The sequence below is a fragment of the Candidatus Latescibacter sp. genome, assembly GCA_030692375.1.
Taxonomy (GTDB): Bacteria; Latescibacterota; Latescibacteria; order Latescibacterales; family Latescibacteraceae; genus JAUYCD01.
Genome location: JAUYCD010000252.1, coordinates 1 through 12,661, shown reverse-complemented (window position 1 = coordinate 12,661; position 12,661 = coordinate 1). Strand labels below are relative to the sequence as shown.

8 protein-coding genes and 1 tRNA gene are annotated in these 12,661 nt (G+C 51.5%); 7 read left to right on the top strand and 2 right to left on the bottom strand.

What is annotated here, in order from left to right; all coding sequences use genetic code 11:
• Positions 1-717: 717 nt before the first annotated feature.
• A tRNA-Thr gene (locus Q8O92_15295) sits at positions 718-793 on the bottom strand.
• A gap of 342 nt (positions 794-1,135) precedes the next feature.
• Here Q8O92_15295 and Q8O92_15290 point away from each other — a divergent pair.
• From Q8O92_15290 to Q8O92_15265, 6 genes are all read left to right on the top strand, one after another.
• Positions 1,136-2,776: a hypothetical protein gene (locus Q8O92_15290; protein ID MDP2984683.1), complete on the top strand. Its 1,641-nt coding sequence runs from the start codon at positions 1,136-1,138 to the stop codon at positions 2,774-2,776.
• Positions 2,777-2,787: 11 nt separating this feature from the next.
• Positions 2,788-6,099: a hypothetical protein gene (locus Q8O92_15285; protein MDP2984682.1), complete on the top strand. Its 3,312-nt coding sequence runs from the start codon at positions 2,788-2,790 to the stop codon at positions 6,097-6,099.
• 400 nt (positions 6,100-6,499) lie between these two features.
• On the top strand, positions 6,500-7,021 hold the full coding sequence (locus Q8O92_15280; protein MDP2984681.1) for a hypothetical protein: 522 nt from the start codon (positions 6,500-6,502) through the stop codon (positions 7,019-7,021).
• Positions 7,022-7,361: 340 nt separating this feature from the next.
• Positions 7,362-7,619: a type II toxin-antitoxin system HicB family antitoxin gene (locus Q8O92_15275; GenBank protein MDP2984680.1), complete on the top strand. Its 258-nt coding sequence runs from the start codon at positions 7,362-7,364 to the stop codon at positions 7,617-7,619.
• Positions 7,588-7,890 (top strand): type II toxin-antitoxin system HicB family antitoxin, encoded by a 303-nt coding sequence (locus Q8O92_15270; GenBank protein MDP2984679.1) that lies wholly within the window; start codon positions 7,588-7,590, stop codon positions 7,888-7,890. The genes Q8O92_15275 and Q8O92_15270 overlap by 32 nt, the downstream gene beginning before the upstream one ends.
• 8 nt (positions 7,891-7,898) lie before the next feature.
• Positions 7,899-8,168: a hypothetical protein gene (locus tag Q8O92_15265; protein ID MDP2984678.1), complete on the top strand. Its 270-nt coding sequence runs from the start codon at positions 7,899-7,901 to the stop codon at positions 8,166-8,168.
• Between the two features lie 140 nt (positions 8,169-8,308).
• On the opposite strand, the gene Q8O92_15260 is transcribed toward Q8O92_15265, so the two are convergent.
• The gene (locus tag Q8O92_15260) at positions 8,309-11,413 is read right to left on the bottom strand and encodes a heparinase II/III family protein (GenBank protein ID MDP2984677.1); all 3,105 of its coding nucleotides are present in this window, start codon (positions 11,411-11,413) and stop codon (positions 8,309-8,311) included.
• Positions 11,414-11,789: 376 nt separating this feature from the next.
• Here Q8O92_15260 and Q8O92_15255 point away from each other — a divergent pair, with 376 nt between their 5' ends.
• The gene (locus Q8O92_15255) at positions 11,790-12,578 is read left to right on the top strand and encodes a peptidylprolyl isomerase (GenBank protein MDP2984676.1); all 789 of its coding nucleotides are present in this window, start codon (positions 11,790-11,792) and stop codon (positions 12,576-12,578) included.
• Positions 12,579-12,661 lie beyond the last annotated feature (83 nt).

Here is a 12,661-nt window from a genome sequence, read left to right as displayed (position 1 = left end):
TGCTTTGATGGGCAAAATTGGATGTTTCTTGCTGGGGTAAACGATCCTAAAACTATCCTGCTGGTTTCTTGGTGTCGATAAGGTTTAACCATTTATCAGGAATGCCCCTTCTTGCGTCTAATCGATTCGCCAGTGAACGATTTTGCGAGCTATCTTTTTTCAGCGTACAAAAACATGGCCTGGAAAAGATAGAATTTAAAGTGTGCGTTATTTGACGAATTGACATAGCATTGTTACTTTTAATTCAAACCAAGTTGATAGTTGTGATATTGGAGATCATTTAAAAACACAATAGGCTTGTTTAAATGTCTTGGTTCAACAAGTAGGTTATCTTCTTGTTGTAGATGCATAAAAAAGGCGTAAAATCGTTTATCTTTTTATAAAGGTCTTCTGATATGGCCTGACAAACGATCCTTGAAATTTACCTCATAATTATACTCTGTGGCGGGGTTTTGTTTCATTCTGATGCTTAAATATAACCAATTATTCTTCAAATTCTCACTTGCTTCATATAAAAAAAGCTCACAATGCGAATATTGCACGTTTCTTTGAATGAAGCATGTCGCGGCATATCAGAGTATGGCTTGACTATAATCCGAGGACTTTTTCTTCACGATTTTCCCTGTATCATAGACCCGGCATAGACCCAAGACAAAGTAGAGATAAAAAAGCCACATTACAAATCTCTGTAAGTGGCTGTTATTATTAAAATCTTATTGGAGCCGATGACCCGAATCGAACGGGTGACCCTCTCATTACAAGTGAGATGCTCTGCCTGCTGAGCTACATCGGCTCTTCGAAAAAATATACATAAAAATTACAGAAAAATCAAAGAGAAAACTCCGGAAAGTGTTTTATCCGGTCTATTGATTTTGGTTTTATTACTCCGGTGATTATACAGTGTAACTGGCAAACGTCATGCCGAACTTGTTGCCGCTTTGCAGGAACGATGAAACCGTTGCCGCAGGCGGGAACGATGAAACCGTTGCCGCATCTATTATCAACAATGCATTCTAATATTTACCGGAGCAGCATAATTCCTCCTTGCAGAACATGAAACGGCATCCTATCTTGCTCAATAAACAATTTAACTCATATCACTGAAACATACCGTATATAAAAAGGCTGGGATATCATGTTTGAAAAGAATTGGATAAAGGTGGTTACAATTTCTCTGATCTTGATATTGATGATTCCGTACCATTGTTATCCCAGGTTGTGGCAGGCCGACAATGATAAGCAGTCTGTTAATTACAGCCGGTTGGTATATCCCGGAAAAGATGGGAGATTGGTGTATACACCGGATGAAAAGGGCAACACTTTTCCCGATTTTTCCTATGCCGGGTATGGCGGCGGTGGTGTTCGTCTTCCGAAATTACCGGTTAAAGCGGTGGTGAAGCCCGGCGGAGGGAATGATGCAGGCCGTATCCAGGAGGCAATCGACCGCGTTTCTGCGCTTGCGCCGGACAAGAATGGCTTCCGGGGGGCTGTGCTCATCAAGCGGGGACGGTACGAGTTGGACAAGCCGCTTCGGATTACCGTTGGCGGCGTGATACTCCGCGGCGAGGGCCAGGGCGAAAATGGCACAGTGCTTTTCGGGAAGGGATCGTTCAAAGGCAAGGCCGGTACACCAATCCAGAATATCGGACTTATCGAGTTCGCCGGAGCCTCCGGGGCGGTGGAAATAAAGGGCAGCGCGGCGCGCATTCTCGACGATTATGTTCCGGTGGGGGCGCGCAGCTTCCGTGTTTCATCAGCGACAGGGTTCAAGACGGGCGATACGGTTCTTGTCCGAAGGTTCGGCAACAGGGCATGGTACGACTCACTCCGGCTCGACCCGACCAAGTGGACGGAAGACATCCGCCACGATTCCGAGCGCACTGTCACCGCGGTTGATGGCGACCATATCACTGTGGACATTCCCCTTGTCGCAGCCATCGAAACCCGCTGGGGCGGCGGCGAACTGGTGAAGTACACGGACTCCGGGCGCATCGCCCAGGTCGGAGTTGAAAACCTCCGGGGAATGTCAGATTTCGACCGGAGCATTCGCACAAACAAGTTCGGGAACATGGACCGTCCGGATTATACCGGCTTTGAATATTACTCGGATGAGAACCATTACTGGAACTTCATACGGATGACCAATGTCCGGGACGCCTGGGTGCGGGATGTCACCGCGCTCCATTTCGCCATGAGCACCGTACTTATGGACGCAGGAAGCAAACGGACCACCGTGCAGGATTGTACTTCCATCGAGCCGGTTTCGGTCAGCGCCGGGGGACGCAGGTTCACCTTCCATATGTGCGGTCAGCTTTGCCTCGTCCAGAGGTGCCGGTCTGACCAGGGGAGGCATTCCTTCGTGCTGGGAGGCACAGCGACCTGCGGGCCGAATGTATTCCTCGACTGCATCGCTACACGCCCTTACGGGAGCAGCGAGCCGCATTCCAGCCTGATAGTGGGCAGCCTTTACGACAATGTGAAAGCCCCGCTCGCTTTCCGGTACGCCACTTCGGTGCCGCCGCGCTGGATGGGATTCAACAGCTTCGCCTGGAACTGCGAGGGCATGTTCATCGTGCAGAAGACCCCCGCGGCTCAGAACTACTCCATCGGCCACATCGGCCTCAACGCCATGATCTACAACCGCGGCCTCATCGACTACTCATGGCCGGAGGGTTACATCGAATCTTTGGATATACATGTTCAGCCGATAAGTCTTTACCTTAAACAGCTTGAAGAACGTCTGGGGAAAAATGCGGTAAAAAATAGTGAAAAATAAGGAGCATCACAATGAAGCCGTATGTATATAGATGCCGAAACGAGTTCGGCATGACACGTGTCATCCTGAACTTGTTTCAGGATCTGTTCTCTCCGTTTCTGCGATTTCGATTGTCCATGCTGTTTCTCCTCGGAATTCTCTGTCTCCTGTCAGCCCTTCCAGCCCGGGGCGCTGTTTTAGTCACCGATACCGAGCTTGCCAGGGCAAAAAACAACCTGACGAAGGAACCCCTGCAGAGTTATGTCCGAAGAATGTCCGCCGGAGACGGCGGCAGCGCAGCCCCGGTGCTGTACCTGCTTACCGGGGAGCGGAAATACGCGCTGAAAGCCCGGAGTTCAGCCCTTGCGAGCATGGACTATCTCCGGAAATATATTCCCTACATGGTGGATATCTGGATTCTCCGCAGCCCCTACCAGGCGGTATCGGCCATCCTGGCGTACGACATGACCAGGGACAGCGGCGTTTATACCGATGATGACCGCCGCCGGATCGAAGAAACGCTCTCATGGACGATCACCCACTACCTGAACAAGGGGCAAGACCACCTGGGGAAAGGTTTCCTTTTCCAGACCGACTACATTCCCGAGGACAGGGAAGAATGGGTCACCGCCAACATGAATGTCAACCGTCTCCTGGCGGTCGGGTTATATGGCCTGGTTTTCACCAAAGATCCGCGGGCGAAGGAAATTACCCGGTATGCCTCTGATTATTTCGAGCGGGTTTTGAGCCTCGGCTCACGGCCGGGCGGGGCCTGGAATGAAAATCCCCGGTATGCCGGCGGCGTGCTCCAGCAGTTATACCTTCTGGCGGCGGCGCTGAAAAACGCCGGAGTTCATGATTATTTCCAGGACGACCGCTTCAAGAAGATGCTCGGGTTCTTCTCCGAAAGCAACCCAGCTCCCGCAACGGAAGGTCCGAACCGTCCCACCATGCTTGCGGCGGATGATTCACACTGGTGGGAAAACCAGGGCGTGATCCTCGGCTGGGCGGCCTCACGGTATGCGGAAAGCGATCCACGGATGGCAGGCGAGTGGATATGGAGTTGGAAAAATCTCGGCTCTCAGCTCGCTCCGGAGAGCCTCTTGTTCGTGAATCCCGACATCGCCCCGGTGAAGCCCTCGTATATGAGCTATCTACCCGGAATGGGGTATGTGCTTTTCCGGGAGCGATTTGCCGAGAAGGACGAGACGCTCTTTTTCGCCACATTCGGCCCGGAATGGGGAACCGCCAACAACACCATGCACCACCAGCCCAATCACGGCGATTTTTCCCTGATCTGGCGCGGATTTCCACTCACCCTCACCCGTGGCGCGGCATCCTATGTCTGGTCACGGCGGATGCTGGATCAGGTGGACTATTCCCACAGCGTGGTCACCTTCGACGGCGCAGGGGAATCCCTGGCCATTCCGGAGAAAAAGTACAGCGGCCCCGCAGTCGAGGTGAATAAAACCATCGACGAGACTCTCGCCCGCGACTATTACCCGGACGGTGTGGCGCATTTTCTCTCCACACCCGGATTCGACTACGCTTCCGGGGAGGTTGCCAACTGGGATATCGGCCTTCCCGCACCGTTCAACCGCCGTCATTTTCTTTTTCTGAAACCGGATGTGCTGGTGATCTGGGACCAGGTGCGCTCATCCTACCCCTTGCAGTGGAATCTGCACATCCCTGCCGAAAATGTGACAAGCTCCGGCAATACCATCACCTTCACCAACCGTGAAGGGGTGAGACTGGCCATCGATTTCCTACAGGAAAAGCCGCTCGACTTTACTCTTGACTGGCCCACCGAGAGCATCCGCGCGGACTGGCCCATGGTGCTGCGCTGCCCCTACGGGAAGGGGATGTTCATCTTCAACGCCCTCGACATCGCCCGTCAGGTGCTCGATAACAATCACGAGGGCGCCAGGAAAATTCTGGAGAATATCCTTTCGTATCCCACCCGTCCCAAACGAATCGGCCTCGTCGAAATCGACGGCCAGACTGAGCAGATTCTCAAGCGGCTCGGGATGCAGTATGAGCTGCTCGATTATAAAGCCCTGGGCGGGGATCTATCACGGTTCGACCGCATCGTAGTGGGACATTTTGCCGTACTTGTCCGGGACCGCGACATGGCGGATTACCGCGAAAAGCTCTGGAAGTATGTCGAGAACGGCGGGGTGTGCTACTGGGCTTACCAGTACGCCTGGGGCTGGAAACCGGGCGATTCCGCCGGGCCGGGATATTTCCCCAGAACGCTCATGGTGGGCGAGGGAACCTCCGTCCTCTGGGGCGAGGGGATAGAACTTTCCCGCCCGGTGACCATGAACAGCGACCCAATCTGGAACCGCCCGAACCGTATCACCATGAAAGACTGGGACGGCTGGGCGATTGGCCGCCCGGACACGTTCAAAGTGATGCCGCTTTATGCCATACTGCCAAACACCGACCGGGCGCGGAATATCCCTGTCTACTACTCCGACCACTGGGAAGTGCTGGCGTCCGCCCTGCGCACCTATAACATCAATGTCCCCCAGACCCGGAGCCATTTCGGCCCCTACCGCTGGATCAAAGTTCACCATCAGCCTTCCGAGGATTTTTTTGCAGTTCTGCGCCCCTGGAAAGCGGGGGTGAACAGCGGCTCAACCGAAATTCTCAAGGGCGCCGAAACCGATGCAGTCATCCGCCAGGGAGCGGATGCGTGGAGGATTCTCCTCGGCAATCATCCCGGAGTTATCAAAGGGACGCTCGCCCTGCTCCGATACCGGGCGGATCAGATTCCTTTGCTCACTTCCGATGAGAGCCGTCTCGCCGCCACACCAGGCGAGGTGTTCCTTGTAGACTGTCTTGAAGCGAAAGCTGGCGATCTCCGGTTCCGATTCCGTAATCCGGCGACCCTGTATTTCAACGCCGCCGCTTCATCCGGCAGCCTTTCCTCCCTGGAAGGCGGGAAAGTCACCCTCCCCTGGAAGCTTACAAAAGCATCGCTTTCGGACAATTTTCTGACAGGTGGGACGACTTCGGACGGGGTTTCTTTTAACCTACCTGCCGGAGAATACAATTTCAAGCTTGAAGGCGAAACGCTGGCTTTCGAGCTAAAGAACCAGGTAGCCCAACTAGAAATCGTTGACGCCCAAGCCAAACCCATGCGCTGGGTGCATATCTTCCGCGACCTCTCCGGCAAGGGGCGGACGCTCTTTCAGGGCGCAACCGGCCCCGATGGCCGTCTCTCTCTCCGCTGGGAGGGAAACCCGGAGCAGCAGATTTCTCTTGAAAAGGATGGGAAAACGATGCGGATGACGGTGAAACCGGGGGTAAAGAAGGTGGTGTGGAAACTCACCCCCTGACCCCCTCTCTTGAAAATAGAGGGGGAAACCCTCTGCTTCCACTAAACAAGTTTCAAGAAAAATATCCCGCGGCGGTAATATGCTCCTCTCTAGTCAAGGGATTTTTTTATTTTCCCCTTTGAAAATCTCTCGGACTTATGCATTTTGGTACTATTCTCATAAGTCATTATACTGTCAGAAAAAAATGAAACTTTGCAACTTATCGGTAGCAATCTTATTCTTGTTAGGGTAAGGGGGTGTAATGTAAGCCGGATTTCTCGAGTTCTGGAAACAGAATAGCACTAGCATAGTCATCGCCTTCATCATCGGACTGATCTTCTTCGTGTTGGGGCCTATCGGTCTCTGGTTCTCAGGAAAGCGAATCCGGAGAGAGCGAATCAGGAAGGCAAAGGAAACGCTGTTGGACCTTCTTGAAGAGATGATTGTGAACCAAGCACAAATCGACGACTCGCGGCTTAGGTCCATATTTCGCGCTGTGGAACGTGACGTTGACATTGACCTCGCAGGGGAATACCGGATTGAGGAGTGGTTGGGAGATGTCATTCTGAGGTTTGAGAGGAGCCGACATCTGAGCCCTGAACAAAAACAGAAGTATTACGATTGCGTGCAGAATATGTTTTTGGAAATGCGCGAATCCAGTAAACGGAAACCGGTGGCGGAGGTCACACGGGAACACGAGGTAGTTCTGAATGAACTGAGGACTGCCCTTGCTTCCGACAAGGTGGAGAATGCAGTGAGAATTGTGGACGAGCTTGAACGTACTTTGTCCAAGCGGGACCGAAATCAAGATCCTATTGTGGGCATCCTTCACGTCTACAGGCGCATGTTTCGACGCAGCCCGATCACATTCTTAGTGGCCACTCTGATTGGTATTATCATATATGTGTTACTCTACTTATTCTTCATATTCCTTCTGAAGTAGTCCGTTTAACAACGGTATCCTGAAGGGAAGCTCCCCTCCCCCTTTCCTTCATTCTTTTCCTTTTATCTTTCCCTTTTACTTCACTACCACCATCCCGTCGCCCTTGGTTATCCCCAGCACCACCGCAGATTTTTCTGCGTCCCAGGTGAAGGATACCGATTTGCCGTTCAGGGTAACCGTCGCCGGTTTCCGCATTTATCATTTTTTATCATTTCAATCACACGAATCAGTGGTTCAGACAATATCCTTTATTTTTCCCTTGAGGTTGATCTTTAAACTAGTATATTTATCATTACAAAATGGATGTATACTGAAAGTATATCATGTGGGAGGAAATATTATGGAAGAATGTATATATGAAATTACCATTAAAGTTGAGCCGGATGGCGAGGGATATTATGCTTATTGCCCTAGGCTTCCTGGAGTTCTTGCTTGTGGTGATTCAGAAGAGGAAGCTATACGTAATGCCAAAGATGGCGCCATAGGTATTATAAGCTCAAAACTCCGTTTTGGTGATGAAATTAAGGAAAAATCATATCTAAAAAAAGGAGATAAATATGTCTTACATGAGATATATCGTTCTGACCATGATCTTTGAAAAGGAAGGGGATGTGTGGACTGGTCATTGTAAAGAGCTTGGAACCGCTTCTTTCGGCGATACAATAGAAGAGACAGAAGAAATTCTTCGTGACTTGATCGCCTTGCATTTAAATACACTTGAAGATGTGGGAGAATGTGATCGATTTCTAAAAGAACATAATGTTCCTGTAACCCTTTCCCCAAGACGGAAAAAAGTTGAGATACACGATACCCTTCCATTAGGTACTCTTATAACAAAAGACAGCTTTACTATACCGCAGTTCAGCTGAGGCCGATTATGAGCGGAGGTCTGCCTGCAATTACTGGAAAACAATTAGTGCGCATTTTGAAAAAAGATGGTTGGAAGAAAAAAAGCTTATCAAAACATGGTGAATCCTACGTAAAATATGACAAAACTATAAATAAACTAAGGGTGACTACAGTACAATTCAATAAACGGAATGAACCTATTCCAAATATAACACTTCATTTGATTCTTGGGCCAGATCAAACCAATATCGGACGAAATGGTCTACTCAAATTAATAGAAGAATATGGCATAAAATAAGTTGGTAACATCGCCTAAGATTTTAATTTTTTTGATAAAAAAGGGGAGCCTTCGCTCCCCTTCCCTGTTCCTTCATTCTTTTCTTCTTTTTTCTTGTTCTTTAGTTCTTAATTTCGTGTCTTTCGTGGTTCACCGCATTTTTACTTCGCCACCACCATCCCGTCCCCCTTTGTTATCCCCAGCACAACCGCCGATTTTTCGGCGTTCCAGGTGAATGATATCGCCTTGCCGTTCAGGGTGACAGTCGCCGGTTTGGCGGGGGCGCCCAGGGTCAGGGTGCAGTCGCGGCAGGTATTGTACTTGAATCCCTCGGCGGAGGATTCGAAGGTCACCGGGTTGTCCGCTTCCATGACCAGAACGCCGTTCTTCGAAAGGGTCTGGGTAATGGCCGCGAAGGTGCGCGCGGAGTCCCAGGTGAGAGCAGGGGCGTCGGTAATGAACTCGCGGGCGGTATAGACCGCTCCGGGCCGGGTGCTGTAGATGAACGGGACGCCGTCCGCGGTTCCGGAAACAAAGCCGTTGCCTTCCTCGGTGGAAACATTCGGGTCGCCGCCCTTGGTGGTGGTGATGAGGTTGGCCATCACCTGCGGAACGCCGTCCGTGCGCGCCTGCACAGTGAGCATCCCCTCTTTGACCAGGGGATTACGGTCACGGAGTGTGGAGAGGTAGTGGGGAGTTTCAACCGCTTTGGCGTCAATAAAGGCCGGGGAGAGGTGCCTGACATGCATGGTCACCCCGTCTTTGGTGATGCGGGAAGCTTTCGCTCCGGCGGTGATGTCCCCCAGGCGCTCGGTCTGGTAGAGGAGGGTCACATCCACATCCTTTTCACACGGAATTACTGTGTCGAGCATGAGCAGGGTGCGGGGTTTCAGGTAGAGCACATTCCGTTTCAGGCTCTTCACCTTGTCCCAGTAGAGGCGGCCGATGTTGCCGGAGGTGAATGCGGCGCTCCTGCCGTCCAGGAACTGCCAGACATAGGCGTAATCGTTGAACCCGTCCACATGCAGGAGGAGGTCGCCCACCCGCTGGCTCTGGTGATTGTTGTCGATGAGGATGGTGGAATGAGCCACCGGCTGTGTGTACCAGGACTGATATATGGGGTCGTTATAGTAGGTGGAGCCGTGACGTTCGGTGATGAAATCGACTCCCCGGTCCGCAAGCCAGAAAGACCCCTGATCCAGGTGCTGGTGATTGACGAACGGTCCGGTGCGCATCACGAAAGCGAAATCATCCTTCTCCCAGCCGCTCTTGAACACCGTGGTGCCCACATCCTTGAACACCTTCACCGGATTTTCGGCAAACGGATCCTTTTTCGGCACATCGGCGGTTTCATAGAGGACATCCATGAACGTTTCGCCGCCCTTTAGATAGTTGTAAAGGTATCCGAGAAGGGGGTCCTTGTATTTGGGGAGGAGCCAGGCGAAATTGGTCATCGGGCGGAGGCCGCCGCCTGAATCACCGAAATAGAAATACTCCTTGTTCTTGAGTATGCCCGCCCAGGCCAGTCCCTTATATCCGCCGTTGAGCTTGCCGGAAATATCCACTTTGAACACATTCTCCAGCGCAGGGAGGCTCTTCGACCAGGAAAGCATGGAGAAATCGAAATAGCCATACCCCTCGCCGTATTCGCCGTCACGGTCGAGCGCGTTCTGGATCAGGATGTGGTCTTTGAACACCGCGCCGGTGAAGTAGGGTTCCAGCGGGGCCATATCCGGGCTGTCGCCGTACATGGCGGCCTGGCACATGAGCGAGCCGCCGGTGATGTGCGCCACCCAGTTGGATGAGGTGGAAGTCACCAGGTTGTCCACCACATACCCGTTATGGCAGCCGAGGACGATGTTCTTCATCATGCCGTCACAGACGACCTTCCGCTCGTTTTCGGTCATCAGGTCGTAGGTAAGGTCGTAGCCGAGAGCCATCTCCATGCCGAATTCCCCGACCGGATAGTAGATGCCGTGGCCGCGTTTGATCATCCAGGGATGGAGGAGGTAAGGGAACTCGCTGACCTTTACCAGGAGTTCCTTGCAGTAAGTACCGGCCTCCTTGTCGCCGCTTATTGCGTAGGCCAGAGCATTGTTATGAATGGCGCTTTCCCATGCGCCGAGCCGTGTTCCTGACCAGGCGGTAAGGGTCGGCAGCCAGTTTTCATCCGGGAACTGGTCGATATCCCAGACCACCCTGTCCACCGGGTTGCTCGACCGTGAGGAACTGGCCGAGGAAATAATATTGTCATAGACCTTTTTGAACTTCTCGCTCTTCAGCCGGCTGTCCACCCACTTTTTTTTCTCGCTGTCGAACCAGAGCCGGGGATGATTGCCTCCCAGGCCGGCCGGAGCGATGTACAGGGTGAACTGGGTGTCCGAAAGCTTCTCCGTTCCCCGCCAGGCGGTGAGGGTTCCGAGGTACATACCCTCCGGCCAGGTGAGTTTCAGATCCCGAAGAGACCATTCATCCCCGCTGTTCTTGAGCGGAGCGGCCAGGAACGATTTGGTTGTGTCGGTAAACGAGATTACATTCAGGGTGACCTTGTCCGCCGCAAGGGGCCATCTTCCCGCCAGGTTGAAAGACTCGCCTTTCTTGTAATGCTTCTGAGGAATGTATGGCTTCCACTCGGAGAGCTTGTACATCTGCGGCTCTGCAAACTGGAATGCGAGCGCCCGCGCCCCTTTGAACGTCACATCGTCCAGTCCCAGGTAAATGGGCATGGTAGGATCCCCCTTGGGGAACTTGGCCAGCACCGCCAGAGCGTTCACCTTGATCTGTCCTTTCCCGGCCACACGGGGGTTTTCCCGGATAAAGTCACTATAGGTAACCGTTACCCATTCCCAGCGGTTACGGGGCGGATTTGGGATGGTCACGTCGAGTTTGCCGTCCGGGCCGGATGCCAGGCGAACTTTGAAATATTCGGCGGCAAGCTGAGTTTTTAGGAAATAACGCAGGGTGATGGAGGATCCGGGGATCAGATAAGCGTCCAAAGATTTCTGAGTTCCGGCATAGTTGTCTACATTGGTGTAGGGAGTCACTATCTGGACTATGGAGATATTGGGATCGCCGGGAACAATGGTGTTGGCCCTGAAATTCGGGTCGTAGGCGGTATCCTGCCATTCCGGGTAGGATGACCAGGCACACTCGGAGCGCTTCTCAAAATCCTGTGTGTAAGAAAACGGCTCCAGCACCACCTCGGCAAAAAGCGGCGACGATGTCAACAATATGATCATGAACGGAGCAATACCGGCTTTTTTCATGGTTCTCATTTCCTTCCTCACGAAATGGTTTAACCCGTAAAATTCTGTTGAAATATGTAATTATATAATGACAGCCTCTCTCAGAATCAAATGTTTTTTACGAAAACTGAAAAAAACCAAGGAAAAAATCATTCCTGGAGTAATTGTACAACACAGTCTTGCCTTACAGGGTTCGGAGAGTTATTATACAGGGAGTCATTAGCACGAAACTCACCCCCTGACCCCCTCTCTATACTATAGAGGGGGAACTAGAAGGCTCGCAACGAGTTATCTCCTCTATAGAATAGAGAGGAGACCAAGAGGTGAGTTTAGAAAAAGCGGGGATTTCATTCAATAAAAGTGTTTTTCACAAGCTTTTCAAACATAAGGAATAGTCATGAGGTTTAATACTTTTATCATAACGCTTACTTTTCTCGGAATCAGCATGGCACCTTCGTCATTTGCCTTTCGGGATTCGAAAAACGATAGGGTCCCTGTGCAATACCGTCTCCGACAGATTCTTCTTGAGCCGACTCCATCTCCGGAACTGGAAAATAAAGTGCTGAAAAGGGTATACGAATGCCTGAAAAAAACCAAATCAGGGGAGGATTTTTCCTCCCTCGCCCGAAAATACTCCCAAGAACCCGGTGTTCAAAAATCCGGAGGCGATCTGGGCTTTTTCTCTTTCAAGCAAATGGTGAAACCTTTTTCGGAGGCGGTTTTCTCCATGAAACCGGGCGAAATCCGTGGGCCGGTAAAAACGCAGTTTGGGTTCCACATTATCAAACTGCTTGAAATCCGCAGCCAGAAACGTCACGCCCAGCATATCCTTTTTGCCATCATACCCGATCATGATGACAGCCTTGCAGTTTTGGATGCTCTCACCAAAATCCATGACCAGATTGTCGATGGAACGGGTTTTGATGAAATCCTTGAAAAGTACAACACCTATGATGAGCTCCGCGAAACCAGCGGCTACATGGTCTGGCAGAAACCGGAGGAGATGCTTCCCGAATACTTCCAGGCTGTCCGCGGCCTCAAAGTTGGTGATGTTTCCAATCCCTTTGTTTCCATCCTCGGGTTTCATGTTGTCGTGGTCGACAGTATAAACTATGACGCCAGCCATATCCTCCAGGGTTTCCCCGCCGCCATCGAAAAAAAGCTGAAAGAAAAAAATACGAAGTAAGTCAATAAAACGGGCTGCTCCCACCTCCGACCAAGCGGTAAGAGGATGATGGAACAGCCCGTTTTTTTTTAACTGTCACTCAT